This window comes from Halorientalis sp. IM1011 (assembly GCF_001989615.1).
GTDB lineage: Archaea > Halobacteriota > Halobacteria > Halobacteriales > Haloarculaceae > Halorientalis.
In genome coordinates this window covers 927,660-954,576 of the sequence record NZ_CP019067.1, presented here as the reverse complement: position 1 = coordinate 954,576, position 26,917 = coordinate 927,660, and the positions used below count along the sequence as shown (strand labels likewise).

The window sequence follows — 26,917 nt, the reverse complement described above, 5'->3', positions numbered from 1 at the left end:
AACAATATTTAGGACCACCCGACGGAATCGAGCATCAATGGCGGGACGGGTCGCGTACCACCACCCGGAGAACAGCCGACTCTCCATCGATTATCTGGCATATGAGTTTGAAGAGGCAGAAAAGAGAGCAGCCCAGTGCGAGGCTGATGAAATAACGCGAATCGAGGAGTGTGAGTTGAATGAGACAGTATACGTGGTGTACAGGGGACGGGAAGTCCCGGACGTGACGGAGGATATTGAATACGAACTCCGACAGGAAGTCGCGGACATGGAGTGGGCGAATCAGATCATCACGACCCGGATATTGCGGTTGTTCGAATCTATCGCTGCGGAGAAATACGAACAGGAAGACGAACGTCTTGCAGCGTACAAAGAGATCGAGATTACGCGGATCCCGGAAGCGCTGGACCGAGTCACGTGGGATGAGTCAGTGGCAATCGCGGGTGGGGAATTGGTCTCGGGTCTGATCTTGCGTCATGCATTGCCAAATGCAAACCACAGAACAGCACTCGGAATGCTGAGTCTCTATTTCGAGGCGATCTCTGGAGGATTCGATATGCCGTCCACTGCGACAGAAGAGTACGACTGGGAAGGGTGGGTCAATGAGTATATCGAAGATTCAAAGCGGCTTTTGACGGTTCGCAGAAACGTTCCCCGGTTCAGGCACCTTTCGAACGCAGGGTGTACCGTGGTCGAACGGAAAGATGGGCTGCGAATACACCTGAACGACTACGATTTGACGATGGATCACTGGGATGCGCTCGCGGAATACGCCCAAATCCATAATCGGCAAAGTATTGAGTTTGCCCAGGAGGTGCTGGATCGGGCGGGGACGCCAGAACTACAGGAGGGAAAACCGGTGACGAAACAGGAGTTCGCAGAACGGGTTCAGAAGATGGAGTAAAAGCGCAAATTAGTCGCGGAGATGTGCAACCGATCGGCCGATCTGCTCGACTCGAGTACTGTCGGTCATATCCAGGTCGCTTTCCAGAGACTGGATGGTTTCTCTGAGGGTCATAGTGTGATTTCTTGTTCGCGACCAGTTTGGGAACAGGTAAACGCTTTTCGGCCTGACTTTGCCCACTGATTTCTGGTCACGCTGCTCGTTCGGACTACTAGATAGAGGATCCACACACATAAGCCTGAGCCAGGAATTACAATGCAAAAGTCACCCCCGCCGTTCCTGTGGCATTCGGTAGGGGAAATTGGACGCGCTGGGCAGTACCGACTGGGAGATACGACCGATTCTCGGATATCCTTACCTTCGAACGATTCACGATGGACGGTGCCACCGGTCAGCGAGAACGTGACCACGACCAGCAGCCATGCCGCTGATGGGGGCTGCGACACTGCACGTTGTGTGCAACGGTTGGGTCCTTACACCGACCACCTACCCATCCCATAGCCTGACAGACTGACCGGGTGAGGGGGACCGTGTAGTGAGCGGAGTGGTCGTGGCTCCCCGCACAACGAAGCGAAAAGCGACACATGGCACGCGCGAACGGGCGAAGACAAACGGAAATAGGCGGATGTGTAGAGCTCCTTGGGCACGGCCGGCTCGTCCCGCTTCGATTTGACGCAACTCACGAGGCCGATCTCACACAGTGACGCTGATTTCATACTACCAGCTTGTCACATCGCTACCGTCAGTTCATCGGCGAGCCGTCGAGCAGGATCGGATTCCAGCCCGACCGTCTCGAAGTGTGACACCAGCTCGGCACGAGCCGCCGCCCGATCGGGTTCGTGGCGGCCGATCACCTGGCCCGCCTGCCAGACGATCGAGTCGATCCGCAGCAACGACACATGCTCGTCGAGGCGATCGCTGACAGCTCGCATGAGCGCGCCCACACGTCGAGCACCTCGTCGGTCTCCGCACTGGAGGTGAGTCCCGACGTTCGAGAGACACGCTCGACCTGCAGATCACAGGGAATGGGGATATCCACTGGATCGTCGACGTTAGGACGAAGGCACTGGTAGCAGACGAAGAGCCGAGCGCGCCTGCGAAAGCTTGCACGAGAAAGGCTAGGTCACCGTACGTTTATCCAGGTTACGAGCGTTCAGCCACTTCGATACACTTGTTCCTCGCCCAGATATACACGAGCGGACCACCGATCGGGACGAGACTAGCGATTGCCCAGTAGAGGTGGTCAGTTGTAGTCACCGTATCCGTGAGGACGCTGTTCAAATCTTGACGAATAGCCAGCGGTGTAAGAACGATCCAGAATACACAAAGCGTCAGGAAAAGCGCGAACGAGAGGATTCTAAACCAGTTAGTGTAGTGGTTTAGGACTACGACACCGGATGTGAGTATCCAGACGACGATGGACAGGAGAATACAGTAGTACCAAACACCCCGTGTAGGGATAACCCTGTCCGGTGAATCAGTATCCAGAAACGGTAAACTGTAGTTCATTGTTCCCAACGAGGAGACGACCGTAATCGCGATTGTGAGTAAGCCGAAAAAGCGGGCAACCAGATTCACTGCTGTGACGAGCAGAACGAACGGCGTGACGTTGCTCGCGAATGCCGGTAGCTGTGTCTGATTCGAGGGGGATTGTCGCTCCGGACTGTGGGTTGGACTCGTCGAAGGACTGTCGCCGCGCGTATCTCGCTCTGGTGATGTCCGCGATTCTGCTGGTGGATGGGTTCCCTGAGGCGGTGGCTGTTCCGGGCGTGTTTGAGCTTGTGTCTGTTCGACAGTCGGTGATTGCTCCGGTGGCCCACCCGTCGCTTCCTCGACTGGCGTCTCGTCTGCTGGCGGTGGTGTGGGTGCCTCAGTCACATCACCCGATAGGAGTCCCGTTGGAACAGTACTGGCAGCGACAGAAACAGCAATAAAAGAGATTGCTAACAACCACCACGCTCCGAGAGTTCGGCGGTTGGTCACATCCACATGAGATTGCGTCCTGAATGAACGTCACTCCTTGGAAATAGTTACCAAGGGCAGAATGTCTGTAACCACGGCGCCGTCGAATCGTCACAAAATTACGCTCAAGTCCAGAGTTCCTCTACTTCGGTATCAGCGACGCTCCGACGTCACACTTCCTCGTCGTCATCTGACGGGGGCCGTTCGGACAGCCGATCAAACCGTGACTGCACACTTTCTTTCCGCTCGTCAGTCTCCGCTTCCTCGTACCACACGTCGTCCAACTCGCCATCCTCGACAACCACGGTCACCACCGCATCGACGTGCTGGCCATCCTCGGGTAGCTCCTCCCGCTCCACCACCAACTCCCCGACCAGATCCTCCTCCCCTTCGACCAGCAACACTGCGAGGTCGTCCTCGAATCGGTCCAGGACCGCCGTATAGGTGCCATCGTCGATCATGGGTACGCCTCCTCGATCACGAGCTCACCTGCATCGTCCCGGACGATAACCGTATCGCCGCCGTTGTTCCAGATCGGACTGCCCGACCCCCAGTAGAGATCCGTTTCAGTGTCCTGTCCACTCCCGGTGTGCACCGTCACCTGGGCACCGGCATCGAGCGTGAACCCGGATGGGAACGTGTAGGTGTGATCGGCCGCATCCCAGACAGTCCACCCCGACAGATCCAGTTCCTCGCCACCACTGTTCTCGAAGACGACGTACTCGTCGTTCAGGTTGTCGTACTCGTCACCGGCAGGCTCCTCGTGAATCGTGGCAATCGCCAGTGCACTGGACTCACCAGGCGTCGACGTGGGTGTCGACGTCGGCGTATCAGAGCCGCCGTCGGTCACGATGGGATCAGCCTCACCACCGACCTCGAACACCGTCCGCTGCTGGACGGCACCGCCAGTTCCCGGTGCAACCGCGTCACCATCACGCAACTCCACTGCCGATGTCGGTGCAGTCTCCTGAGTCGCGACTGCAATCGCCGTCCCGTTGCTCGTCAGGACGATGTCGCCGTGAGTCGCCGTCCAGTAGGTCTGGATCGACCGTGCCGCGAACCGCTCCAGCACGGCCTCGTCGGGATGCCCGTACTGGGAGTCGTAGGCACTGGAGATGACCGCCACCCGCGGCGTGGCCGCATCAAGCAACGCCGCACTCGAACTCGTATCACTGCCGTGGTGACCCGCCTGCAGGACTGACACGTTCAGCGCCGAGTCGTACTCGTCGACGAGATACTCCTCACCCTCGGGGCCGGCGTCACCGGGCAACAGGAAACTCGATCCGCCGTGGGCCACCCGAAGGACGATACTGTTCTCGTTACGATCGCCACTGGCGACGTAGGACTCCGGTGGTGCGAGTACGTCGACCGATGCCCCATCGAAGGAAATCCCATCACCAGCTCGCGTCTCGTACAGTGTCACGTTGTGGGCCTCGACGGCGTCGAGGTAGCGCTCGTAGGTCTGGCTACTCGACGTGATGCCGGGATCGTACACGGCACCGACGCCGTCAGCCTCGGTCTCGAAGTACTCGATCACTGCCGCGTGCCCACCGATGTGGTCGGCGTCGGCGTGGGTCGTAACCAGATGGTCGATCCGGTCGATGTCGTTGGCCCGCAGATACTCGAGGACGTCCTCCCCGTCGTCCCGCCAGTCGCCACTGTCGATGAGTATCGTCTCGTTCGTGGGGCCGACGATCAGCGTACTCGACCCCTGCTCGACGTTGATGAAGTGCACTGACACCGAGCCATTTGCACTGGCCTGTCCAGTCGCAGTGGTCGTTCCGTCGTCAGTTGTCCCGGCTGTCGGTTCGCCATCAGTCGGTGCGGTCGTCGACGCCGGTGTCCCGTCCGTCCCCACGCCGGTCGTGCCCCCACAGCCTGCGAGGACGACCAGAAGGGCGACGAGAACGAGGGGAGCCCATCTTCGCATAGGTTCGAAGGGGAGGGCCAGTTGAATAGGTCTGCCGGGACCGTCGCTGGAAGATCGTGGCCTAACATTCGGTTCACGGGAACACTCGGTACACCTGGATAGATCCGTCATCGCGGTGCAACCGACACCCCAGCGTGTCATAGAACAGTTCTCAAAGTGATTAGTTTCAAAACTTCGGGGTATGGATTACCTGCTCAGTAAGTGTGCGTATTGCTCATTGAAGCTTTGATCAAGCACCGAAATGCTCAACAAGTCGTGTGTGGTATTTATACTGACATGCCCTCCCCAGAATCCGAGACTGAACAATTAGCGTCATCACTTCACCGTGGGCTCTTAGGGCTGCTTCTCGGAATAGTTGGTATATTTGCTATCCAATTAGCAGGGAGACTTCTGGTAGGGGATTACCTGATCGGTATTATCGGTGTGATCGTTACACTTGGAACAGGCTACTGGATACTCTCGCTCTTTTTTGAAGGCCTTCAGGAAAGATAAGCCGGTAGTCTGTTCAACTGTACTGACCGCGTAGGCAGAAGAGTCGATGAGCTATACGTGTGCTTACCGACCGCTAAATGTACCGTCCATTTGCCGCAATCTCACGGAGGAAAGCATATTCCTGAGTAACAAGAACAAACCATTCAATGAACCGGCGAACCTTCCTCCAGGTCGCAGGTACAACTTCGGTCGTGGGGTTCAGCGGCTGTCGTGCTGTGGGGAAAGACGATGAGAACAGCAGAACACGCCGACACATAAAGTCGTCATCGGTGTGGAATGGCGTTCCGACAGCGATTCGGCAGACGGTGTTCATTCCCGATGTTGTAGTGAAGGACGGCCAAGTCGATGTCCTCACCAGCATTGGCATGGATCTCCCAACAGAGTCCCCATACAAGCCTACAGAAGCAACCGTCAGTCTCGTGGTCGATGCGGTTGCCGATGAATGGACCAGGCAGTGGGAGAGCAGGGAGCTGCTATCCGGGACACTATCTGCCCAGCTACAGGGGGGAGACACGATCTCGATCACTTCTGAAACGACGTTTGAATCAGGCGGGTCAGTCCAAACCACTCGCTATGAGGAAGTGCGCTAACGAAGGATCCACCCCAGATTGGACACAGTGACTGACGAGAGGATTACTGAGCCGACCTTCTGTACTGACCGAATCAATAGAGCTGAGACCAGGCATGAGAACCGTTCTCTGAAACCCTGACCAACAACCGGTTCATCCAATTCACTAACATTTATTTCGCAGACACCGAACCGGAAGATACACGCAGTAGGTGATCAAACGCGTGACGACACCGCCACCCAATAGCGATACGCCGTCCGAACAGCTGCCCGTTCCCGCCAGCACTGGCCGTCCCTACCTCCGTATTCAACCGTCCACGGATCCGCTCACCGCCCGGACGGTGACCTCGACGCTACGACAACTCCACGGCCTCGACCTGCAGACCGACGACGGCTGGCTGGACATCTTCCGACCGTCGCCACGACCGACGATCGAGTGGCTGCTGGTCTCGGATGGCCAGACCGCCGCGATCGACTACTACCTCGGGATCGACCCGGCCGAGGCACTCGACCAGGTGACGCCACTCTGTCGAGGGCTGGTCCCCAACAGCTACGAGTTCAAACGCGTGGAGTGGCACCCCGACCACCTCCAGACCGAAGACCGCTCGATGGCCGCGGTCGACTTCCAGGCCGACCTTGACCGCAAGCGTGACTGGCTGACGCGGCTGACGCCGTTTGGCGACTTCAAGGACGCCGACGACGCCCACGTCCCGCTGGCCACGATCGCCGAACTGATGGCGAACAGTTCGGTCCCGATGGTCTACCAGGCACTCGTCCAGCCGCTCCCCGACAAAACTGGTGAGGCCGAAGTTCGCCAGCGCGAGATCGAGACCGGTGAGGATACGCTGAGCGGCACGCTGATCAATGCGCTCGTGGGCCAGCCCGACGAGGACGATATCAAGCTCACGGTCGCCGACGAACAGCGAATCGACGAACTCGCCGAGAAGGATCTCAGACACCCGTTCGTCGTCAACGCACGGGCGGTCGCGTTCGCCGACCAGGAAACCACAGCAGCTCGTACCATCGAACGTCTCTCCAGCGCACTCGGTGACGTGAGCTACACGTCCGCCGACATCACCGGAAGGGTACACACTGGCTCGGATGCACAGGACTGTTTCGACGCCCTGGCCGAGCGCACCGTGGTGCCGGTGAACGACCGATCGCTTCGTTCGTACCTCCCCGGCACGCGGACGACGAGCCGGGGAATCGTCGCCGATCCCACGGAGGTTGGGAACTTCTGCCTGCTCGACGGGAGTGCCCTCCCCACCGGCGCACAGCGGGCACTCGAAACAGTGCCCAAGTCACAGACGTCGATCCCACTCCCGCCGGAATCCGTGCTGGACACCTACAGAACTGATGGTCTGGTACTGGGGCGACCGGTGACCAGTGACGGGACGACAACGGAGCCGATCGCTCTCCCACCCGAGATGCAGACCCGCAACGTCGGCTGGATCGGCCAGACCGGGACCGGCAAATCGACGAGTCTCATCACCGCGGCCCTGGAGAACCACCAGGCGACCGACGGCCCCGAGATCATCTTCGATCCGAAGGGTGGTCGGATGACCCAGGAGTATCTCCGCTGTCACTACGCCAGATTCGGGGACCTGGACGACGTCATCTACTTCGACTGTGCAGAGTGGCTGCCCGCCATCTCGTTTTTCGATATCCAACCCGACCTCGAGGCTGGGGTCCCCCGCAGCGTCGCCGTCCTGGACCGGATCGGCCACTATCAGGAGATCCTCCGCCAGCTCATGGGTGCCGAGCAGTACGACCGTGCCATCGGGTCGACGGATATGATCAGAGACATGCTCCGGGCCCTGTACGATCCGATCCACGGGCGTGACGTCGTCACCAACCGGGGCATACGACAGGCACTCGAACGGTTCAGGAGTCGTAAATCACCGCCCGCAGTTAGCAACCCCGACCTTCGAGACCGTCTCCGGGGGGCGGTCGAGAACGACGATCCAGAGATATTCAGGAAAGTCATGAACGGTGCGGTCAATCGTGTCGATAAGGTAAGCTCGTCGCCCCATCTCAACCGTGTGTTCAATCACCGACCGACCGGCATCGAGGCCGACCAGCCTGCCTTCGATTTCGCCGATTGGCTCGACGACGACGTGGTCATTCTCTTCGACACTGGCCGGCTCCAGTCCGAGGCCAAGCGCGGCCTGACGCTCGTCCTGTTGTCGAACCTCTGGTCTGCGCTTCGTCGCCGTCGTCGACGGAACGTCAATGTCGACCTCCCGCTGGTCACCGTGTATCTGGAGGAGGCCGCCGACGTTGCGAACGGGGATTTGCTCGCCGAACTCCTCGCCCAGAGTCGTTCGTTTGGCTGTGCGCTGGTCCTGGCCATGCAGTTCCCCGGACAGCTCGAAGCGACCGATTCGGACCTGTACCAGGAGCTGTTGAACAACGTCGGGACGTACGTCACTGGCACGGTCGGTGTCGATCACGACCTCGCGCATCGCTTCGCCACCGACGCGATGGGTCGAGAGTCGACGGCGAACCGCCTGCGCGGACTCTCAGCCGGACAGTGGTTCGTCGATCTCCTCGGAGAATTCCAGGGTCGCAATCCGAGGCCATTTATCGCCGAATCACTGCCCCGTCCGGAAGGCCATCCTGACCGTACGGATAGCGGTCCTGGCGCTGGCTTCACCACCGCACACGACGGCCTGCTCGATCGGACGAAACAGGACTACGGCCTGCCGATCGACGATCCCGATTCGAGCCCAGCCGAAGGGGCGACGACAGACGACGATCCGTGGCAGCCGGCGGACGGACCCGTCACTGCTGGAGCCGATAGTGAACGGGCGGGCGGTATTGACGGTGAGTCGTCCCCTGTGGAGGACGGCGAAGTCCCACCGATCCTCTCTTCGACGAGTCGGATGCCATCGTTCGTCCGCTACGACGAGGACAGTGACGCGCTCGTCTGTACGACCTGTGACAGCCGATTCGATTCCACGGCCGACGGGATGCGGACGGCGATCCAGTGCTGTCACGATCTCGCCAGCGTGGACCTGGACGACGTGCCGATCACCAGTTGTAATGTGACGCTGAGTCCCGACGAGATCCGGGCGAGCAAGTGGTCACCGCGACAGCTCACCTTCCTGCAGGCAGTCCACAACGCCCAGCAGCGGCGGTACGATCCGATCGAGTACGATATCGTCCACGACAGCATGATCCGCCTCAAGGAAGACGTCGGGATCGATCAGGACGAAATCGACGACCTCCTCGATGCCGGCTTGCTCCGCCACGACGGGGACCATCCCCAGCGGTACTATTCGGTGACCGCAGCGGGCCGTGACGCGATCGACGAGGAGTTCCAGGCGGGCGTGGATTTCGGCCATGGGAAAGGTGATCTCGACGAGTCCAGCCAGCACGTCGCGATGATCGAGGCGAGTGCCCGGTGGCTCCAACAGGAGCGCGTCGACGATCCCGAGTATCCGGACGCCGAGGTCGTCACCTATTACGAGGTCCGTGAGGGGAGTGCCGACGCTGCCGCCTTCATGGGGAGTGATGCTGACAGCACTGTCGAGAATCTCGAACAGCGACGACTCGACTGTGTGACCCTCGACGAGAACGGTGACGTGGTCGTCGCTGTCGAGGCCGAGCGGATCAATCACGATGTCACTCGTGCTGTCCCGGAGGACTACGACAAGATGGCCGCCTGTGAGCCCGACGATGCCATCTGGGTCGTCCTGAGCCAGTCCGCTGGCCACGATGTCCTCGCAGCACTCAATGAGCCCGCTGATGGTGACGCCCGCGTCGAGAAGACCTACAGTTCGACTACGCCGCCTCAGCAGTTCCGTATCGACCAGCCCGGGCTCACTGCAATCTATCCGATGACGTGGCTCCAGCGACAGGTGCAAACTGATTCTGGATAGGGTCAGTTAGATGTAGAGGGTGTATGCAGCACTCGATCACGGTTGGTCTCAAGCTGTTACCGGTGAATTAGCTGCTCAGTGTATCTGCTTATTCCTCAATAAGTTGTTTTTGCTCTTCGAGCGTTTCCTCGTGGTCTTCAACAGCATCTTCCCGAGCCGCTGCATCACCTCTGAGCCGGTCTGACAATTCTTTGAGACGGTCTCGTTTCCCGTAGAGGACGAGCGTGTCGTCCGGTTTCGTCTCCGTATCTGGTTGTGGCGCACCAATATATGAATCATCTCGACGGATGCCGAGTATCAACACCCCTTCGCGTGGTAAATCCAGTTCAGAAATCGACTCCTCTGCCAGCCAATCACCCTCGCTGATTTCCACTTCCGCTACACGATATTCGCGTTGCAATCCGAGTAACTGGGCATAATCCGAGATCTCTAACTCTGTCGTCTCACTCAGCGCCCACTCGATGAGCGGCGTCACAAGGCGGTTGAACCACCGACTCCGTGCGAACAGAATAATTACACCGGCACCGCCGAGAATATACAGTAAGTTCAATAGGTCGTCGCCACCAGCACGCGTGAACGAAAGGATAAGTGACGAAATTGCACCGAGGAGTCCAATACTGCCGAGCCGAATGAGCGCCTTTACGGTTTTGCGGCGGCCGACGGTGGTGATAGCCTGTTCTGCCTCTTCGGTCGTATATCCGGCTCCAGAGAACGCCGACGTGGCTTGGAAGGAGGACACATCTGGTGAAAGGCCCGTCATTTCCAGTGCAATCGAGCCGGTACGCACAATCAACAACGACAGCGCGAAGATGATCAGTAGTGACAGTATTGAGTACGTGGCAACCATACCTAGTGGAGCAATCCCATCTCTGTAAACTTCATCACTACGCGAAAGTACACGCTCTGTACTGACCGTTCGCCAGGTAGTTATAAAGGAAGTATGCGACCCGTTCTATGACGCCCTCATGTGGATGGAGTTATCCAGCCCGACACATGAACTGAAGTCCGAGTCCTTATTCGTATCAGATGGCGAACACGCAAAACCCAACATCGAGTGATTCAGCCTAATGCCGGCTTATTCAGATAGGCACTGCCGACTTAAGTAAATCGCCACGGTAGCAATACTCACTATGTCCAATTGGGATACCGTCAGTCTCGTAGTGAGTTCCCAATACCGGATTGCAGTCCTCCGGCATCTTGCCGAGGGGCCAGCAACACCGTCACGAATCGCATCCGACGCCGATCTCGGCATTGCTCACATCTCTCGTGCGCTTCAAACACTGAACCAAGAGGGTTGTGTCGAACTCCTTGTTTCGGAGGACCGGCGGAAAGGCCGTGTATACGGCGTAACAGAAACCGGGGAAGAAGTCTGGGACACAATCATGCGAGAAAATATGATTGCCGCTGAAGAAACTCCGTAAATCCGCAATTCGGTCAATATTCCCAGTTGAATATTGATAGCAAAGGATTGTCAGTAGGGAGTGGGCCACAATAATTGCTCAAAGTGTGACCGCGAGACAGACCGGTGTGTCTGCCTTTATTCTCAAACCGAAATGATCTACTCAGACAACTGGAAGGATTCGCCACCAACAACCACCGCTACAAGAGTGATTGTTGAATCTACACCCTGTACTGAGCAATCTATCCCCCGTGCTCGAAAGGCAACTCTATGCGGAATTCACGCGATCCATACGTAACGAATGGTCCCGTATATCAAGCGGCTTTGTGGCTTCCCGGAAGTTCCGGAAATACCCCTGCAAGAGCTAATACTGCACCGCTGCCAGCAAAGGTATGTCCAACTACTGGACAACGATCCGACTCACGAAGATCGACGAGCGATGGACAGCCACCCAACGTGGCGTCGACGCAACTGGAACAGGTGAGACAGCCCAGCAAGCGGCCGCGAATTACTGTGAAAAAGTCGGGGAGAGGGTCAACGGAACAACAGACGGTATGAGTGAGCACTCGGATCGAGTTACTCTCGAAGAAGCCTGACCTGTCCGAAAATCATTACACACCGAATTTCCGGTGAAACGGAGATGTCTTGAGACATCGCAATGCCAGTGCCAGCACAACGCAGATAGGCGTCGTTGGTGGCACTATTCTGAGCAACCGGGCGTCAGACAGTTGGCTGACGAAGAGTTCCGGATCACCGTCCTGTCCGGCGGTTTTCAGTTTCGGTGTGGCTGGCTTGCCTATTTCCCCGTTCTTGCTCATACATCGGTAGCCATGATCAACCGGATAAAACAAGCAGTCACACGACAGCGGGAATCTAGTGTATTCTGCGAGTGTCGTCACTGTGGCTCGAGTGTCAGCGATCTAGCGACGAACTGCTCAGTATGTGGGTCCTCAGAAGTGGCACGGTACGAAGTGGACTAGGAACCAACAACAAAAACCACCGGGGAAGCATGGTCCAATGCCTATGAGCATCGCACGACCAGCCATCGCCCGATGGCGACGGACCCCACAACCACGGTAATCCATCTCCCCCGGGACTGCTCGTGGACTGACTCGAACGACCCAACATGGCCGACACCAGATGATCCCGACCAAATCCTCACCTACACGAATACGACCCGAACGCTCGTCTGCTGTCCCACGTCGGCCATACCGACCATCGAACGAGGGAGTCCACACTTCATGACGAGTACAGTCAGGACAGAGGCATCTCCTGGAGCTATCGCGACCACGCTCGAAGCGATCGAGGCGCACTGGCACCCCACCCAGTCCTGTTACTACGGGGTTCGACACGGCCAGGTCCAGGCCTACGGCCGTGGACCCGACCAGTTCTATGAAACACTGATCGATCCCGTGGACGAGGAGTTCCTCCCGTCACCATCCACCGAGCGGCAACTGAACCCCTACCACGTTGGCAGCTGTTGTTGGCCGACCGAGTTCGGCTGGGCCATCCTCGAGGCTTCGCGCTCTGACTACTCGGACGAGAGTACATTTAACCTCAAAGTCTGCTTGCTCTCGCTAGGCCCACTTATTCGCCCCGGGCCCGTTGAGACAGTGTTCGAGACACTCGGTGAGTCACTCCCGCAGGTCCAGACCATGTGGCCTCTCCGCAAGCTCATCATCAAAGGCGATAGACAGACACTCGACCGGATCGAACCCGTCACGGAAGCAACCTTCGGTACACCCGGTGAGTTCCACCAACTCCGATGCCACGGCACCAATCCACTCTACGGGACCCGTGCCGAGGACCTCCCGACACCACCGACGACACTCAAAGTGCATGTGTATCGTCCACTCTCAAAGGTGAGTACACTCATGTATAATCCGGAACCGGATGGCCCGGACCGCGAATGCGAGCTCGGTTCTCTGATGCTTGTAGATCCACCCCTGCAAAACACTCTGTTTGTTACCGGGACCCTCCGGCGTGCTACCTAACAACTGAGTTCACGCCTAAAGTTGAAGTGACGGTCCACAGATTCGGCTGACGTGTCCGTTGGAATCATAATCAGTACGAACAGCGTGTCGCCACGGAGAACGTCGTTTGGTCTCCCTGAGCTACTCAGTGGGTGTCCATAATCAGGTCATAGCTCCGCAAGATAGAGTGACAATAGCGTATGAAACGGATGGACCCCCGACAGGTGAGACGACGACTGCCCCGTAGTTGCCAGAGCAGGTGGAGCAGCCCACAGGCGACCGTATCCGGGGCACGGGGACCCGAAATATCGACACCCAAACCAAAGTCATAATCGGACCGAACCACCCGACATGAACCGATTATGAAAATCGGGGTCCCAACCATCTCTCATATTTCAGTCATCCCCTGCTGTTTCAGGGCGTTCCCTCGGGTGTACAGCCCTGCTATCGCCTGGTTCGGATCCGCGACGCTGCACTCCAGTCAGTCCTAGTTCTCCTTCTTGGTCTTTCCCTCTTATCTTGCGGGCTGTGAGAACCGGTTATGAGACACATCGACTACCCTAGCTCTTTCCAAACCGCCCAGACACACTTCTCAGCCATTGATCCCGATTATGATTTGCTCGGCTTCTCCAATGGACCGCTATCGATGACTGTCGGCGATTGCGAACTCGGTGAACGGGGGCTAAATGACCGCGTCGTTCTTAACGATCCCACCCGACTAGACGACAATCGATGCTCACTGATACGCCCGGCATTCATCATATCACGGGTATCGTTCGAGATGCCCAGCAGAACGTCGATTTCTATACGGGCGTGCTCGGGCTCCGCCTGATCAAGCAGACGGTGAATTTCAACGAGAAATTCACGCGGCACCTCTTCTACGGTGACGAGACGGGCTCGCCCGGAACGGTCCTGACGTTCTTCCCGTATCCTGCAGAGGATGATGGGCGGCCTGGCAAACCCCAGATCAGCACTGCGGCCCTGGTAATACCTCCAAACTCGGTCTCGTACTGGCATGACAGACTTTCGGACCACGGCATCGACGTCGAGGGGCCGGTTGAGCGATTCGAGGAGCAGGTACTTCGGTTCACAGACCCGGATGGTACCCAACTCGAACTCGTCACCGGCACATCATCTGTAGAACCGTGGGTAGATGGACCAGTCCCGTCAGCACACGCGATCCGGGGTATCCACGGTGTGAGCCTCCTCTCGACGAGTGTGTACGTTACTGCAAGCGTCCTGGAGACACTGGGGTTCGAACTCATCGATCAGGAGGGCGATCGGGTACGGTACCAGGCGCCGGGCGATCGTGCCACCGTCATCGACGTACTCGACCGAGACGTGGAGTTCGGCCGCGAGGGTGCAGGGTCGATCCATCACGTCGCTGTGCGCGTCCCCGAGAAAGAGCAACTCTACGAGTGGCACGATCTCTTCCGGGACCGAGGCTACGATGTCTCGCGGGTGAAGGATCGGCACTTCTTCCACTCGCTGTACGTCCGCGAACCCGGTGGGATCCTGTTCGAACTCGCCACGGAAGAGCCGGGACTCACAGCCGAAAGCGATTTGGATACTCTCGGCGACTCACTGTTCCTCCCACCGTGGCTCGAAGAAGATCGGGAGATGATCGAAGGTCAGCTGCAGCCACTCGAACGTACACAGACCACGGAGAGAGATTGATGGGAGAGGATGCCGACTCAGCCACACCCACGGAGCCACACGCCGGCCAACCAATCGAAACGGCCGGCGCACCGCCACAGGCAGCTGAGGTTGCCGTGGTTCTACTCCACGGTCGGGGATCCTCGGCCCAGTATATGCTCCGGCTCATCGACGAGTTCCTCCATCACGGGGTGATGTATCTCGCGCCGAAGGCGGCCCACAGTTCGTGGTATCCCTATTTAGGGGCCTCGTTCGAGAAGAACGAACCGTGGCTGTCCTCGGCGTTCGATCGCATCAGGAGTGCAATGGAGATAGCTGGCAACGCCGGTATCCCACCTGAGCGCACACTTCTCCTCGGGTTTTCACAAGGTGGGTCCGTCGTGAGCGAATTCGTTGTCCGAAACCCTCGTCGGTACGGTGGCCTCGTCGTGTTGTCGGGTCGTCTCCTCGAGCCAGAACCCGACCGCGAGCCGGATGGCAACCTCGATGGAACGCAGGTCTTCTTCGGCTGCAGTGCGGATGATCCCTACGTTACCGTCGATCAGGTTCGCACTTCCGCGCGGATATTTGAGCAGATCAATGGTGACGTGGAGAATCGGCTCTACGACGATCTCGGTCACGAAATCAACGACGACGAAATTCGTATGATCAATTCGTTCATCGAAGAGCTACTCTGAGCTACAGTACTGCTGGCTGAGTAGACGGTGTCGTCCTCGCGGTCGCGCTGGACGTGACGATGACGACGGAGCGCGGGAAACGAAGAGTGACGTTCGTCGTCGGATCGGGGTAACAAACGACGATCCGCTCACAGTGCCTGCCCAGCACCTCCAGCGTCACGGGCGATGCAATGCAGACAACCATCCAGTGGCCCACCGAGACGGGTTCACTCCTGGCATCAAACCGCGGGCCCTGTGCTGCCCAGTCTGTGGCGACTTCGGCGTTCTAGAGGTACTGAAACAGGCTATCTGTTCAGCCGTCTGTTACCCGAGCCGTGCTTCCCACTCGTCGGCCGCCATCGACTCCCCGGAGATGCCGTCCGGACCCTGAGCAGCCAGCAGTACCGCGGCTTCGTCCATCACGTCAGGGTCGAGGATCTGTTCGCGCTCCTCGTCGGGCAAATGCGCCCAGATGTCCGTGTCGACCCGGCCACCAGGGTCGATAGCGTTGGCGTTGACGCCGCGGTCCGCTCCTTCGAGGGCTGTCACCCGAGTCAAGCCTTCCAGACCCCACTTCGAACTCACGTACGCACCTGCGCCCGGAGCCGCCTGCCGACCGAGCCCCGAGGAGACGTTGATCACGTTGCCTGCACCCTGGTCGTACATGTGGGGAAGGGCTTGCTGGGTGAACAGGAACACACCCTTGAGGTTGACTTCGAGGACGGTATCCCACTCGTCCTCGGTGACATCAACTAATTCCTTTCGGGAGTTTTGCATACCCAAGAGGCTCACGCCGGCGTTGTTGACTAGCGAGTCGACACCGCCGAACGACTCGACTGTCCGCTCGATCACCCGTTCGACGGCGTCAGCGTCACGAACGTTCGCCGGAACGACGCACGTCTCGCCGGGCAGATCGTCGGCGACGGCCTGGAGTCGTTCCGTGTCCCGTGCTGTCAGTGTGACGCGGGCGCCCTCCTCGGAGAATCGTTCGGCCATCGACCGACCGAGACCGCGGCTCGCACCCGTCACGATGATTCGCTCGCCGTCGAGCGTTGTCATACGTCCGCTTTCATGTCGGCGCCCTTCAAGGCTCGCGTCGATAGAATCTCCCTCTTGCAGCCGAATGATCGACACAGTATGTGAACAGTCAACCGGTCGACCGAACTGCGGGTGGGAGTGAATCCGGCACCCGCATCGATATGACTAGTCGTACCAGCTATTGCAGAGGAGATCACTGACTTAAACGGGGTTACTCATACGGCGACGTGGATAAGTCGCCGAGCGAACTGTGGGCCCGTATGGCTCCACTCGACGACGTGTTCGTGGCCGATGCGGTCACACACGCCTACAACCTGCACCCGTCGAACTACGCGATCGAGGAACACGCCCAGAGTGTGATCGACCTGATGCTCGGCGTGGAGAAGGCGATGCCGGAGCGGTACCGGCGGACGGAGGAGACGTTCCTCACCGACTGGGACTCGACGGTGACGAGCAACATGCTGTTCCGCGAGAGCCAGGTGGATTTCGCGGTGTTCCATCCCCAGACGATCACGATCTTCGATGACGGGCTGACCGCCCTCGGGAAGGCCGAGGAGTTCATCGACCGCCACCCGAACCGGGCCGCGTCGCTCGCGAGCGTAGACGTCATCGGGATGGACGACCCGCAGGCCGAGCTCACCCGCCAGGTCGAGCGATTCGACGCCCACGGGATGAAGGTGTACCCCTCGTACTGGGCCGACGACGAGCACGTCGGCTTCGAGATGGACGATCCGAAATCGGCCTTCCCGCTGTGGCAACACGCGGTCGATCTGGGGCTCGACGTTGTCGCCGTCCACAAGGCGGTTCCGTTCGGCAACGTGCCGATCGACTCCTACCTGGTCGACGACGTCGACGAGGCGGCGAGCAGTTTCCCCGAACTCAACTTCGAGATCGTCCACGGCGGCATGGGGCTGGCCAAGGAGACCGGCTATCATCTCGCCAATCACTCGAACGTGTACGTCAACCTTGAGATCACGGCGGGTGACATCGCGACGAATCCCGAGCGGTTCGTCGGGTCGATGGAAGAACTCCTCCACGCCGGCGGTGCGGACGTCCTCGACAAGGTCATCTGGGGAAGTGGCACACCCCAGTACCACCCGCAACTGCTTCTCGAAGCGTTCTGGGAGTACGAGTTCCCCGAGCTGGAGACGGCCAACGGCACTGTCCAGATCACCGACGCCGACAAGCGGGACATCCTCGGCCGGAACCTCGCCGACGCCCACGGGCTGGACGTCGACGAGCTCCAGTCCGACATCGAGGACGACGACCGCGACGACGAACTCGCCGAGCCGTTCTCGACGACGCCGTTCGAGGTGGTGGCGTGACGATCGACGACCAGGTCCGCGAGCGACTCCACGACGTCGTGGATCCGTGTGCAGCGGCGACCGGCTCGAACCTCGACATCGTCGAGATGGGACTCGTCGAGTCGATCGACGTCGACGACGGCCACGTCCAAGTCGACATGCGCCTGACCTCGCCCGTCTGCTATCAGGTACCCTACTTCGTCGAGGAGATCGAGGAACGGGTCCAGCCGCTCCCGGCGGTCGAGTCGGTCACGGTGGAAACCGACGACGGGATGGAGTGGACCCCGGAGATGATCTCTGATGAGGGGCAGGCACGCCGTGAGGCCGTTCTGGACGGCTACGCCGCTCGCGGCAGTCGCGAGGAGGCGACGACCGACTGACCGTCCGATCGATCCTCATCCCGTCGTCCGCGGTCCGAATGCCGTCAAAACCGGTCGCGAGCGGTACCGTACGGCCGCGACGGCGCTCGCTCAGGGGGTGAGCACCGCCCGCCGGTGGATATCGCCGTGATCGAGCCGTTCGAGCACGTCGTTCAGGTCCGAAAAGCCGACCGTCTCGACGCCGACGTCCAGCTTGCCGCGGCGAGCGATCCCGAGTACGTCCCGGAGCTCGGGGAGACTGCCCCAGTAACAGCTCGTCGCCGTGACTTCGCTGCCGATCAACGGATTGAACTGGACGTCGAAGGTGCCGTCTCCCAGTCCGACGACGAACATCTGCCCCTGCGCCGCGAGTGTGTTGCTACACCACTGCAGCGTCTCCTCGTTGGCCACGAAGTCGATGGCGACCCTGACCCCCTGCCGATCGGTCACGGCGCGAATCCGGTCCCGGACGTCTTCGGTCGCGGCGTCGATCGTGACGTCGGCACCCAGGTCCTCGGCGAGGTCGAGTTTCGCCGCGTCGAGATCGACCGCGACGACCTGTGCGCCCGTCATCGCGGCGAACTGGACGGCGTACTGTCCGAGACCACCGATCCCGATGATCGTCAGCGTGTCCGCTGGGGAGAGGTGCTCGCGAGCGCGACTGACCGCCCGGTACGGCGTCAGCGCAGCGTCGGTCAGGGGAGCCGCTTGTACCGGGTCCAGGTCACCGATCGGCAGGACGTATCGTTCGTCGGGAACCAGAACGTACTCTGCGTACGCACCATCCTGGCCGATGCCTTCCCACAGCATCACGTTGCAGAGTTGCGTGTCCCCACGGGCACAGACGTCACAGTGGCCACAGCCCCACGCGCCGTGGACGGCAACGGACTCACCTTCGGTGACGTTGTCGACCCCGGCCCCGACCTCGGCGACGCTGCCGGCCGCTTCGTGACCGAGCGTCCGCGGCGTCGAGATCGGAACGTCGCCCTCCAGAATGTGGAGGTCCGAGTGGCAGATCCCACAGGCCTCGACCTCCACGAGTACCTCACCGGGCCCCGGCGTCGGCCGGTCCACAGTTTCGATTTCCAGCCCCGTCCCCGAACCGTAGAACCGTGCTGCTTGCATGTCAGTCGCTCCGAGAGACATCCAGAAGTAGTGATTGCCGTACCGTTGAGGGAATTTAAACCATGGCTGGTCGCGCTTGCCTGGTCGTCCTCGCGGTCGCGCTGGATGTGACGGTGACCATCGAGCGCGGGGAGCGACGGATGACGCTGGTCGTGGAGCCGAGCTAGCGTCTAGTATCCACTCTCAGGGCTTGACAAGTACTTTCAGTGCCTCGCGGTCTGACATCGCCTGGTACCCCTCCGGCACGCCCTCCAGATCGACCGTCTTCGTGAAGATCGGCGCGGGGTCGAGCGTCCCGCCGAGTACGTCGGCCATCAGGTCCTCGGCGTAGGCTCGCACCGGCGCGACGCCACCCCGGAGCGTGACGTTGTCGCCGAAGAAGTCGTACAGTTCCAGTCCGGCGGCGTCGACGCCGTGCGGGACGCCGACGTAGCCGACCGTTCCACCGGGGCGACAGACCGAGACGGCGGTGTCCATCGCCGATGCCGCGCCGACGCACTCCATGACGTGATCGGCACCGCCGTCGGTAACCTCGCGGACGCGTTCGACCTCGTCGCCCTCGCCGCCAAGCACGGTGTCGGTCGCGCCGAACTCGTCGGCGAGGTCGAGGCGGTCCTCGTGGTGGCCGACGGCGACGATCCGGCGAGCACCCAGTCGCCGGGCGGCGAGGACGCCACAGAGGCCGACCGCGCCGTCGCCGACGACTACGGCGGTACTCCCGGGTTCGACGCCGGCGCTGACGGCGGCGTGGTGACCGGTGCCCATCACGTCCGTCAATGGCATGAGCGATTCGAGCGCGTCTTCGTCGTCGGCGTACCGGTCGGGGACCCGGACGAGCGTCCCGTCGGCGTGCGGTGCGCGGACGTACTCGCCCTGTGCGCCGCCGTTCTCGCCGCTCCAGGAGTCGCCGTTTACACAGGATGTGTGCAGGCCCTTCCGGCAGAACTCACACTCGCCGCAACTGATGACGAACGGTGCGAACACGCGGTCGCCGGGCTCGACGCTTCGGACGTCGTCGCCGACTTCCTCGACGATACCCATCGGTTCGTGACCGACTCGGGAACCCTGCTCGCGGTCGCTGTCGCCGTTGTAGAACCACAGGTCGGAGCCACAGATCGCGGTGTGGGTGACCCGGACGAGCGCGTCCGTCGGCTCGGTCAGTTCGGGTTTCGGTACGTCTTCGATTCGAACGTCGCCCGGCCCGTGGAACACTGCTGCGCGCATACTCCGTCCAAGGGGGGCAGGTCCAAAGAGGTCACGCCGGGACAGTGGCACCCGGGGATGGATCTGTGCCGCCGACTGTCAGTGTGAATCACCGTTGCCGTCGCCCCCATCTTCGTGGTTCGGGTCGAAGACGTCCCGATGCCGACTCGCGCGTCCGTCCTCGAGCCCGAGATCGAGGTCGACTGACACTGCGTCGAGCAACGTCTGCCAGTCCGGTGGCTGCTCTGTGGCTGTGAGACTGTGAGACGATCGCTCGTCGGTCACGATGCGATCGAGATCTCGCTCGATGTCGGCCAGCAATTGCTCGCCCACGTCGCCGCGAATCTCGGCTTGCTGGGTCGCGCGCTTGATCGCCTCGTGTTCGGCCAGCAAGACGCGGCGCTGGCTCCGTCGGCGCTCGTGAGCTTTGAGATCCGGATACGCCCGCAGCAACCGTTCGGTAGCATCGACGAGTGTCGCCCGCTCGTTCCGATAGGCCTCGGTGATCTCGACGTACACGCTCTCGGGCATGTCGTCGTCTTCGAGCAGACTGTCGGCGGTTTCGAGGGCCGCGTCGACACCGTGGAGTCTGCCGACGAGAGCGTCGTAGAGCCGTCGGTGCGGATCGTCCCGGCTCAGATCGAGCCACGCGACGAGGCGGGGCATGGTCGTCCCGTTGACGACGAGCGTGAACGCGGCGACGCCGAACAGCAGCGCGGTGAACTCGTCGGCGAGGGCGGCCGGGAGTTGCTCGCGGGCGTCAAGCGCCAGCGCGACCGAGACCGAGGCGTGAATACCCGACCACGCGAGGACGTGCTGGAAGGTGTGCGGTATCGACTGCGTCTGCCACCAGTTGTACAGTTCGAGCAACGGGTAGACGACCACCGCACGGGCGAGGAACGCGATGACGATGACGGCGGCGATCGCCGGCACGTAGGCGAAGAGGAGGTCGACCGGTGTGATGAGGCCGATCGCCACGAAGACGATGGTGTTTGCCAGCACGGCGACGATATCCCACGCGAATCCGATCGAGAAGTGAATCTCCGGGGCGATGTCGGCGTGTCCGTTCTCCGCCCCGAGGACGAGCCCGGCCGCGAGGGTACCGATGACACCGCTGGCCCCGAACTGGTGGAGCAGGAGATAGACGCCGTAGGCGGTCAGGACCGAGACGATCACGGCCGTGAGCTGGTCGTCGGCGGCAGCGACGACGGCCGCGGCGAGGTACCCCGCAGCAGCCCCGACGACGACACCGCCCACGAACGCGACGGCGATCCCCGCACTCACGTCGAGGAGGAGTTCGACCGGGTCGGAAAGCGGGGCGGGACCGGCTCCGGCGGCTCGGGCTTCGAGGACGCCCAGTACCGTCGAGTACACCACGATCGCGACCCCGTCGTTCAGGAGGCTCTCGCCCTCGACGAGGAGGGTAAGGCGTTCGGGTACGTCGAGTTCTTCGAAGATCGCCACGACGGAGACGGGGTCGGTCGGCATGAGGATCGCACCGAACAGGATCGCGACGGCGAGCGGGAAGCCAAGCAGGGCGTGGCTGGCAACCGCGACCAGTGCGATCGAACAACAGAAGCCGACGACCGCGAGCAACAGGATGGGGGCGAGATTCGCACGGAGTGCGCCGGCGTCGATCGTCACGGCGTCTCTGAAGATCAGTGCCGGGAGCAAGACCAGCAGGATGAACTCGGAAGTGATTGGATCGGGGACCGGTGGACCGACCGCGGCGACGAGCAAGCCGGTGACGACCAGCCCGATGGTGTACTGGATGCGAGCGTCCCGGGCTGCGATGACGCTGACGACGGCGGCGATGCCGAACAGCGCCAGCAACGCCCACAGTTGCCCCTCGATCCCGGTCATACGTCCGGTTCCACGTTGGACCGGAAAAGCGCGGGGCCGACTCGCCGGGGCGATCATTTCGGTTCGGATCGAATCCAACGCTGGCGGTGAACGGCGGATTCACCACGACCGACCAGTCCGAAAATTCAGACACTGTCGATCGTGCTCGCGACGAGAAAAGCCACCACACTCGTCGTCGACCCGAAACTACGCCGCAGAGATGGACTGAGGCCGCCGTGACGTCCGAGTGATCCCTGCGCTGCCGTCCTACTCGGCCTGGAGTTCGTGGTCGACACGTCCCCAGGCGGACATTCCGTCGCGGACGGATTTCGCGTCGAAGCCGTGGGCCCGCAGGAACTCGGCGGCCCGGGCGGAGGTGACACCGGCCTTGCAGACGACCGCGATCTCCTCGTCGCCGGGGAGGTCGTCGAGATGATGTTCGAGTCCCGAGTAGTCGTACCGCAGCAGATCCTCGTAGACCGGGAGGTTCGTACTTCCGGGAATCCGCCGGCGTGCGTAGTCGCGTTCCGTTCGGACGTCCAGAACGAAGAGATCGTTCGTCTGCTCGGTCTCGAGTCGCCGCGCGACCTCCGCAGCCTCGATCTCGGTATTGCTCATATTCATCAATATCACAGATCGAGCCGGTGATAAGCATGCTGGAAACGAGACGAACGGAGACACGCCGTGGCTGGTACGAATAGCGGCCACGCGATCCATCTGCAGACGGGTCCCACCACGGAGTGACCACCCGTGGCAACCGAACAGAGATCGTCGAGATCCAGCAGCTACTTCACGATACATACACAACTACCGACGATGGGACACCACACGTTCGATGCGGGGAAGGCGGCGAAACTCGAAGACGCCGCGGCTCGCTATCAGTCAGTCTCCCGCGAGGAACTCCTCTGGGGACTCGACCTGACGGGCGCGGAGACGGTGGTCGATCTCGGGAGCGGGACAGGCTTCTACACGGACGACATCGCGCCACACGCGGACCGCGTGTACGCGGTCGACATCCAGGAAGAGATGCACGACCACTACCGGGAGAAAGGTGTCCCCGAGAACGTCGAACTCGTCACCTCGGGGATCGAGGACCTCCCGTTCGACGACGACGAACTCGACCGGGCCGTCTCGACGATGACTTATCACGAGTTCGCCACCGACGAAGCGCTCGCCGAACTCGCGCGAGTCCTCGCCTCCGGTGGCCGCCTCGTCGTCGCCGACTGGTCGGCGGACGGGACTGGCGAAGACGGCCCGCCGCTGTCCGAACGGTTCAGCGAGCGTGAGGCAGCTACGGCGCTCGAAGACGCCGGGTTCGAGATCGAGTTCCGGGCGACGCGGCCGGAGACCTTCCTGATCGTCGGGACGAGACGATGAGTTCGATCGGGCCGGGACGACTCGACGACCGACGCGCCGCCGAGGACGTGTTCGTCCTTGACATCAGACCGGCGGACGCCTACCGGGACGGCCACATCGAGGGGAGTCACAACGCGCCGGTGTACGACGACCTCCGGGAGGGGGAGGTCGAGGCTCTCGATCCGCACCTAGACGAACTCCCCGAGGACGGCGAGATCGTCACGGTCTGTAAGGCCGGCGTCGTCGCCCGATCGGCCACTAACCACCTCGAATCGGCGGGGTACGACGCCACCACGCTCACCGGCGGCTACGCCGGGTGGCGACAGTACGAGCGAAACACGGTGCTGTACCGCCTCGCCGCGTTCGCTCGCCGCGTCTTGCCCTGACAAGAGGCGGATCGGTCCTCGACGAGCGGGCCGAGACGCTCAGATCTCGACGACCCAGGACCGGTACTCCTCCTCGCGGCCGTAGACCGTCTGGAACACGCGGTCGAAGAAGTCCCCCAGCCGCTCCGGATCGGCACGGGCTGTGATCCGGACGTTCGTCCCGTGGGCGTCCTCCGGGCTCGTCAGATCGTCGATCCGAAAGGCCGGGTACTCGTCCAGCAGGCTCTTCAGCCGCTCCAGTTCCGTGTCCGTGCAGTCGAGGTTCACGGTGTCCTCGGCGAGTTGGATCCAGGGAATCGTCTGCTCCGGTGCGTCTTCGGGTAGATCGTCGTCCTCAACCGCGGCCGCTTCGGCGGGCGTCGGCTCCGGTTCGATCGTGAGGAAGGGGCTTTCCCGTTCGCGGTGCGCCTCGACGGCCGCGGCGTACAGGTCCCGGCGTTCGTCGGGGGTGTCGGCGTCGAACCGTGTCACGCCCCGGTGTTCGTCCGCCAGCCGGAAAAGAGCGGGCGAAAATCCTCACTCCACTACGTAGGACTGGTGGTCGCCCCGCGTCTGCACGTCGACGAACTGGTGGCGGGTTTCGTCGCCAACCGACCCTGCGAAAGAGGCGTCGGCCTCGCCGGTCTCGTAGACGTCGTTCGCGCCGTAGCAATCGTGTTCCTCGAGGCGCTCGCGGATCTCGGCTGGGACGCTCCCGGTCCGCAGGTCGACGACGAGCAACCGGTCGGTGAAGCTCTTGGCGAGCCAGGCGTCTTCGACCGCGTCGTGCTCGCGGAGGTCGGTCGCGAGTCGACGTAGTTCTGCGGTCCGATCCATCACCGTCCCGTTCGATCCGCCCCGGGAAAGCCACGGTCCCGAACGTCTTCACCCACGCCTGAGAGCGAGATTCACCAGGGGCTCCGTCGGTCTCGGCTGTCCATCCGCAATCAGTCCGGCATCGAGAACTCCGGCTCCTCGTCGATATCGAAGTCGAACTCCGGTTCGTCGTCCACGTCGAAATCGAATTCAGGTTCTCCCTCGTTCACGTCGATGTCGAATTGGGGTTCCCCCTCGTCCACGTCGATGTCGAATCGGGGTTCCCCCTCGTCCACGTCGATGTCGAATCGGGGTTCTCCCTCGTCCACGTCCATGTCGAATTTCGGTTCCTCATCGATATCGAAGTCGAACTCCGGAGGGTCTTCATCTACGTCGAAGTCGAATTCCGGTGGGTCGTCGTCAACATCGAAATCAAAATCGGGTGGGTCGTCGTCCACGTCGAAGTCGAATTCCGGTGGATCCTCCTCGTCGAAGTCGAACTCCGGCGGATCGTCGGAGTGGTCCGCGGGTTCGTCAGCGTCGTCGTCGGCGCAGTCGACGCGGGCCACGCGGTCCCCGTCGTGATACACACAGACACCGGCCGGTTTGTCGTCCAGTCCATCCGCGTGGATCGTGTACCCGATTGTGACGTGGTGGTCCGTGCAGTCGTGACCGTCCTCGACGGTCTCGATCCAGAACTGGAGGTCGCCGTCCTCGCGGCCGTAGTCGACGAGATCCGCTGTGTGACAGGACTTCGTGCCGACGATTCGACCGTCGACGGTCGTTGGTGTTCCGCAGTCGACGTCGACGGACTCGTCGTCACCGGACTCGCGATCGTCGACCTCGAACGACACGTCGACGCAGCCGGCCAGTGCAGTCCCGGTCACGCCGTTCGCGACGCCGGCTGACACCGCGCCGACGCCCGCATACTTGAGCAGGGTTCTCCGTTGCATCGGTCCGGAGTTTCGTTCTGGAACGTCCCGTATGAAACCAGTCCCCACGGGCAAGCGAGGGTGGACACTCCGGTGGCAAACCGGACGTGATCGTAACCAAACGGATGGCAGATATGCCGAGAGCGAACGTGACCGGTGCAGAACGGGAAGCGACCGTACGCAGTCGGAACGGACCGCGCGGACGGACGTGACCGGTCGCCAGCCAGTTCTGATCGAACGGGAGACAGTCGGAGGTACCCCGGCCATCGCGAGCCTGATCCGTACGGAACAGAGACGGAAATATCGAGATACGTATCATTCTCATCGGGGTCCGGTCGTGTCCGGCAGTTTCACTTTCACTCCGCGTGGCTCGGGTACATATCCTTCCAGCCGGTATGGTGATGTAGAGGGCGACCAGCCCTCCCCTGTCACACGCTCCTTTCGATGACCCGAACTACTACCCAGGAGAGCCTCGGAACCTGCCCCCGTTGTGGTATCGCGGTCCCGTCCCACAACCTGTTGATCCGGTACGAGCGGGCCGGGAGCAAAGCCCGGTACGCTACGTGTCCGGACTGTGAGACGCCAGTCCGGCCGGAGTGACCGGTGGACTTCGGCCGTCGGGCGACCGAAACGACGGGGACGTTGATATTCGAGGCCGTCGTAGTCACGGGTAGCCGTGAGTTCACCCGCACATCGGTGTGATGGCTGCGGTGCACTGCTCCAGTCCGTCGACGAACTCGACCGGCAGGACGGGGCTGCCGGCCGGTCGTGGTCCTGTACGTACTGCGGAACCTCCGTCCCCGGCATCGTCGGGGAGAAACTCAGTCACCGACGGGACGGCTCCGCGACTGACCGCCGGTCCTGACCGACTTTCCACGAAGGAAATAAGTGCGCCCGCGGAGAGGTCCCGCACATGCCAGAGGCAGGTCGCGAGACCGAGTACACCGAATCGAACGTGCTCGACGTATTCACGTCGCGCGACGACTACGCGGAACCGCTGACGGCGACGGAAGTCGCCGACCGACTGGACTGTTCGCGCCGGACGGCGCTGAACAAACTCCACGACCTGGCCGAGAAGACCGACGTGACGAGCAAGAAGGTGGGGGGCCGGAGCCGCGTCTGGTGGATCCCGGTGCACATCGACGATTGAAAA

General features: G+C 61.1%; 26 protein-coding genes and 1 pseudogene. 14 read left to right on the top strand and 13 right to left on the bottom strand.

Going from position 1 to position 26,917, the window contains the following annotated elements:
• Window positions 1-37 precede the first annotated feature (37 nt).
• Window positions 38-904 (top strand): hypothetical protein, encoded by an 867-nt coding sequence (locus BV210_RS04890; RefSeq protein WP_077205556.1) that lies wholly within the window; start codon window positions 38-40, stop codon window positions 902-904.
• 728 nt (window positions 905-1,632) lie between these two features.
• Here BV210_RS04890 and BV210_RS04880 read toward each other — a convergent pair.
• The 3 genes from BV210_RS04880 to BV210_RS04865 form a co-directional block, all read right to left on the bottom strand.
• Entirely contained in the window at window positions 1,633-1,848 is a 216-nt protein-coding gene (locus BV210_RS04880) for a hypothetical protein (protein ID WP_157525816.1), read from the bottom strand.
• Between the two features lie 1,188 nt (window positions 1,849-3,036).
• On the bottom strand, window positions 3,037-3,327 hold the full coding sequence (locus BV210_RS04870; RefSeq protein WP_077205552.1) for a DUF3006 domain-containing protein: 291 nt from the start codon (window positions 3,325-3,327) through the stop codon (window positions 3,037-3,039).
• Entirely contained in the window at window positions 3,324-4,796 is a 1,473-nt protein-coding gene (locus BV210_RS04865) for a lamin tail domain-containing protein (RefSeq protein ID WP_077205551.1), read from the bottom strand. Before BV210_RS04865 ends, BV210_RS04870 begins: the two co-directional genes overlap by 4 nt.
• Before the next feature lie 276 nt (window positions 4,797-5,072).
• Between BV210_RS04865 and BV210_RS19710 the strand changes: the two genes are divergently transcribed.
• The 3 genes from BV210_RS19710 to BV210_RS04850 all read left to right on the top strand — a co-directional run bounded on the left by BV210_RS19710 (window position 5,073) and on the right by BV210_RS04850 (window position 9,740).
• A complete protein-coding gene (locus BV210_RS19710; RefSeq protein ID WP_077205550.1) occupies window positions 5,073-5,288 on the top strand; it encodes a hypothetical protein in 216 nt (71 codons plus the stop codon).
• 146 nt (window positions 5,289-5,434) lie between these two features.
• Window positions 5,435-5,878, top strand: coding sequence for a hypothetical protein (locus BV210_RS04855; protein WP_084802563.1), 444 nt, complete (start codon window positions 5,435-5,437; stop codon window positions 5,876-5,878).
• A gap of 319 nt (window positions 5,879-6,197) precedes the next feature.
• Window positions 6,198-9,740: an ATP-binding protein gene (locus tag BV210_RS04850; protein WP_084802562.1), complete on the top strand. Its 3,543-nt coding sequence runs from the start codon at window positions 6,198-6,200 to the stop codon at window positions 9,738-9,740.
• An 88-nt stretch (window positions 9,741-9,828) separates the two neighbouring features.
• Here BV210_RS04850 and BV210_RS04845 read toward each other — a convergent pair whose 3' ends face one another.
• Window positions 9,829-10,587 (bottom strand): potassium channel family protein, encoded by a 759-nt coding sequence (locus tag BV210_RS04845; RefSeq protein WP_077205549.1) that lies wholly within the window; start codon window positions 10,585-10,587, stop codon window positions 9,829-9,831.
• 944 nt (window positions 10,588-11,531) lie between these two features.
• Between BV210_RS04845 and BV210_RS19705 the strand changes: the two genes are divergently transcribed.
• The gene (locus BV210_RS19705) at window positions 11,532-11,735 is read left to right on the top strand and encodes a hypothetical protein (protein ID WP_157525814.1); all 204 of its coding nucleotides are present in this window, start codon (window positions 11,532-11,534) and stop codon (window positions 11,733-11,735) included.
• A gap of 15 nt (window positions 11,736-11,750) precedes the next feature.
• Here the strand turns inward: BV210_RS19705 and BV210_RS19700 are convergent, their stop codons facing one another.
• The gene (locus BV210_RS19700) at window positions 11,751-11,957 is read right to left on the bottom strand and encodes a hypothetical protein (protein WP_157525812.1); all 207 of its coding nucleotides are present in this window, start codon (window positions 11,955-11,957) and stop codon (window positions 11,751-11,753) included.
• A gap of 234 nt (window positions 11,958-12,191) precedes the next feature.
• Between BV210_RS19700 and BV210_RS04835 the strand changes: the two genes are divergently transcribed.
• The 3 genes from BV210_RS04835 to BV210_RS04825 all read left to right on the top strand — a co-directional run bounded on the left by BV210_RS04835 (window position 12,192) and on the right by BV210_RS04825 (window position 15,445).
• Window positions 12,192-13,133 (top strand): hypothetical protein, encoded by a 942-nt coding sequence (locus tag BV210_RS04835; protein WP_157525810.1) that lies wholly within the window; start codon window positions 12,192-12,194, stop codon window positions 13,131-13,133.
• A gap of 711 nt (window positions 13,134-13,844) precedes the next feature.
• A complete protein-coding gene (locus BV210_RS04830; protein WP_077205546.1) occupies window positions 13,845-14,789 on the top strand; it encodes a VOC family protein in 945 nt (314 codons plus the stop codon).
• Window positions 14,789-15,445, top strand: coding sequence for an alpha/beta hydrolase (locus tag BV210_RS04825; protein WP_077205545.1), 657 nt, complete (start codon window positions 14,789-14,791; stop codon window positions 15,443-15,445). Before BV210_RS04830 ends, BV210_RS04825 begins: the two co-directional genes overlap by 1 nt.
• A 303-nt stretch (window positions 15,446-15,748) precedes the next feature.
• Here the strand turns inward: BV210_RS04825 and BV210_RS04820 are convergent, their stop codons facing one another.
• The gene (locus tag BV210_RS04820; protein WP_077205544.1) at window positions 15,749-16,483 is read right to left on the bottom strand and encodes an SDR family NAD(P)-dependent oxidoreductase; all 735 of its coding nucleotides are present in this window, start codon (window positions 16,481-16,483) and stop codon (window positions 15,749-15,751) included.
• Between the two features lie 239 nt (window positions 16,484-16,722).
• Between BV210_RS04820 and BV210_RS04815 the strand changes: the two genes are divergently transcribed.
• Together BV210_RS04815 and BV210_RS04810 are read left to right on the top strand one after the other, a co-directional pair.
• On the top strand, window positions 16,723-17,787 hold the full coding sequence (locus tag BV210_RS04815) for an amidohydrolase family protein (RefSeq protein WP_077205543.1): 1,065 nt from the start codon (window positions 16,723-16,725) through the stop codon (window positions 17,785-17,787).
• Window positions 17,784-18,146 carry a metal-sulfur cluster assembly factor gene (locus BV210_RS04810; RefSeq protein WP_077205542.1) on the top strand — a complete coding sequence of 121 codons (363 nt, stop codon included), beginning with the start codon at window positions 17,784-17,786 and terminating at the stop codon, window positions 18,144-18,146. The genes BV210_RS04815 and BV210_RS04810 overlap by 4 nt, the downstream gene beginning before the upstream one ends.
• 90 nt (window positions 18,147-18,236) lie before the next feature.
• Here BV210_RS04810 and BV210_RS04805 read toward each other — a convergent pair whose 3' ends face one another.
• The 4 genes and pseudogenes from BV210_RS04805 to BV210_RS04790 all read right to left on the bottom strand — a co-directional run.
• Window positions 18,237-19,250, bottom strand: coding sequence for an NAD(P)-dependent alcohol dehydrogenase (locus tag BV210_RS04805; protein WP_077205541.1), 1,014 nt, complete (start codon window positions 19,248-19,250; stop codon window positions 18,237-18,239).
• 183 nt (window positions 19,251-19,433) lie between these two features.
• A complete protein-coding gene (locus BV210_RS04800; protein ID WP_077205540.1) occupies window positions 19,434-20,474 on the bottom strand; it encodes a zinc-dependent alcohol dehydrogenase family protein in 1,041 nt (346 codons plus the stop codon).
• 78 nt (window positions 20,475-20,552) lie between these two features.
• Window positions 20,553-22,316, bottom strand: coding sequence for a sodium:proton antiporter (locus BV210_RS04795; RefSeq protein ID WP_077205539.1), 1,764 nt, complete (start codon window positions 22,314-22,316; stop codon window positions 20,553-20,555).
• A gap of 249 nt (window positions 22,317-22,565) precedes the next feature.
• Window positions 22,566-22,913 (bottom strand): annotated as a pseudogene (locus BV210_RS04790) (rhodanese-like domain-containing protein); the annotation flags it as partial.
• A gap of 198 nt (window positions 22,914-23,111) precedes the next feature.
• Between BV210_RS04790 and BV210_RS04785 the strand changes: the two are divergent.
• Together BV210_RS04785 and BV210_RS04780 are read left to right on the top strand one after the other, a co-directional pair.
• The gene (locus BV210_RS04785) at window positions 23,112-23,672 is read left to right on the top strand and encodes a class I SAM-dependent methyltransferase (protein WP_077205538.1); all 561 of its coding nucleotides are present in this window, start codon (window positions 23,112-23,114) and stop codon (window positions 23,670-23,672) included.
• Window positions 23,669-24,037, top strand: coding sequence for a rhodanese-like domain-containing protein (locus tag BV210_RS04780; RefSeq protein ID WP_077205537.1), 369 nt, complete (start codon window positions 23,669-23,671; stop codon window positions 24,035-24,037). Before BV210_RS04785 ends, BV210_RS04780 begins: the two co-directional genes overlap by 4 nt.
• A 39-nt stretch (window positions 24,038-24,076) precedes the next feature.
• Here BV210_RS04780 and BV210_RS04775 read toward each other — a convergent pair whose 3' ends face one another.
• From BV210_RS04775 to BV210_RS04765, 3 genes are all read right to left on the bottom strand, one after another.
• On the bottom strand, window positions 24,077-24,508 hold the full coding sequence (locus tag BV210_RS04775; RefSeq protein ID WP_077205536.1) for a hypothetical protein: 432 nt from the start codon (window positions 24,506-24,508) through the stop codon (window positions 24,077-24,079).
• Between the two features lie 45 nt (window positions 24,509-24,553).
• Window positions 24,554-24,853 carry a hypothetical protein gene (locus tag BV210_RS04770; protein ID WP_157525808.1) on the bottom strand — a complete coding sequence of 100 codons (300 nt, stop codon included), beginning with the start codon at window positions 24,851-24,853 and terminating at the stop codon, window positions 24,554-24,556.
• Between the two features lie 110 nt (window positions 24,854-24,963).
• The gene (locus BV210_RS04765; RefSeq protein ID WP_077205534.1) at window positions 24,964-25,785 is read right to left on the bottom strand and encodes a hypothetical protein; all 822 of its coding nucleotides are present in this window, start codon (window positions 25,783-25,785) and stop codon (window positions 24,964-24,966) included.
• A gap of 655 nt (window positions 25,786-26,440) precedes the next feature.
• Between BV210_RS04765 and BV210_RS04760 the strand changes: the two genes are divergently transcribed.
• Together BV210_RS04760 and BV210_RS04755 are read left to right on the top strand one after the other, a co-directional pair.
• Entirely contained in the window at window positions 26,441-26,629 is a 189-nt protein-coding gene (locus BV210_RS04760; RefSeq protein ID WP_077205533.1) for a hypothetical protein, read from the top strand.
• Window positions 26,630-26,677: 48 nt separating this feature from the next.
• Window positions 26,678-26,914 carry an HTH domain-containing protein gene (locus BV210_RS04755; protein WP_077205532.1) on the top strand — a complete coding sequence of 79 codons (237 nt, stop codon included), beginning with the start codon at window positions 26,678-26,680 and terminating at the stop codon, window positions 26,912-26,914.
• The last annotated feature ends 3 nt before the right edge of the window (window positions 26,915-26,917 follow it).

Excerpts from the sequence above, each read along its gene's own strand:
- BV210_RS04890 (WP_077205556.1), top strand. The coding sequence starts at position 38 with ATGGCGGGACGGGTCGCGTACCACCACCCGGAGAACAGCCGACTCTCC.
- BV210_RS04870 (WP_077205552.1), bottom strand. The coding sequence starts at position 3,327 with ATGATCGACGATGGCACCTATACGGCGGTCCTGGACCGATTCGAGGAC.
- BV210_RS04865 (WP_077205551.1), bottom strand. The coding sequence starts at position 4,796 with ATGCGAAGATGGGCTCCCCTCGTTCTCGTCGCCCTTCTGGTCGTCCTC.
- BV210_RS19710 (WP_077205550.1), top strand. The coding sequence starts at position 5,073 with ATGCCCTCCCCAGAATCCGAGACTGAACAATTAGCGTCATCACTTCAC.
- BV210_RS04855 (WP_084802563.1), top strand. The coding sequence starts at position 5,435 with ATGAACCGGCGAACCTTCCTCCAGGTCGCAGGTACAACTTCGGTCGTG.
- BV210_RS04845 (WP_077205549.1), bottom strand. The coding sequence starts at position 10,587 with ATGGTTGCCACGTACTCAATACTGTCACTACTGATCATCTTCGCGCTG.
- BV210_RS19705 (WP_157525814.1), top strand. The coding sequence starts at position 11,532 with ATGTCCAACTACTGGACAACGATCCGACTCACGAAGATCGACGAGCGA.
- BV210_RS19700 (WP_157525812.1), bottom strand. The coding sequence starts at position 11,957 with ATGAGCAAGAACGGGGAAATAGGCAAGCCAGCCACACCGAAACTGAAA.
- BV210_RS04835 (WP_157525810.1), top strand. The coding sequence starts at position 12,192 with ATGGCGACGGACCCCACAACCACGGTAATCCATCTCCCCCGGGACTGC.
- BV210_RS04830 (WP_077205546.1), top strand. The coding sequence starts at position 13,845 with ATGCTCACTGATACGCCCGGCATTCATCATATCACGGGTATCGTTCGA.
- BV210_RS04825 (WP_077205545.1), top strand. The coding sequence starts at position 14,789 with ATGGGAGAGGATGCCGACTCAGCCACACCCACGGAGCCACACGCCGGC.
- BV210_RS04820 (WP_077205544.1), bottom strand. The coding sequence starts at position 16,483 with ATGACAACGCTCGACGGCGAGCGAATCATCGTGACGGGTGCGAGCCGC.
- BV210_RS04815 (WP_077205543.1), top strand. The coding sequence starts at position 16,723 with ATGGCTCCACTCGACGACGTGTTCGTGGCCGATGCGGTCACACACGCC.
- BV210_RS04805 (WP_077205541.1), bottom strand. The coding sequence starts at position 19,250 with ATGCAAGCAGCACGGTTCTACGGTTCGGGGACGGGGCTGGAAATCGAA.
- BV210_RS04800 (WP_077205540.1), bottom strand. The coding sequence starts at position 20,474 with ATGCGCGCAGCAGTGTTCCACGGGCCGGGCGACGTTCGAATCGAAGAC.
- BV210_RS04795 (WP_077205539.1), bottom strand. The coding sequence starts at position 22,316 with ATGACCGGGATCGAGGGGCAACTGTGGGCGTTGCTGGCGCTGTTCGGC.
- BV210_RS04785 (WP_077205538.1), top strand. The coding sequence starts at position 23,112 with ATGGGACACCACACGTTCGATGCGGGGAAGGCGGCGAAACTCGAAGAC.
- BV210_RS04780 (WP_077205537.1), top strand. The coding sequence starts at position 23,669 with ATGAGTTCGATCGGGCCGGGACGACTCGACGACCGACGCGCCGCCGAG.
- BV210_RS04770 (WP_157525808.1), bottom strand. The coding sequence starts at position 24,853 with ATGGATCGGACCGCAGAACTACGTCGACTCGCGACCGACCTCCGCGAG.
- BV210_RS04765 (WP_077205534.1), bottom strand. The coding sequence starts at position 25,785 with ATGCAACGGAGAACCCTGCTCAAGTATGCGGGCGTCGGCGCGGTGTCA.
- BV210_RS04755 (WP_077205532.1), top strand. The coding sequence starts at position 26,678 with ATGCCAGAGGCAGGTCGCGAGACCGAGTACACCGAATCGAACGTGCTC.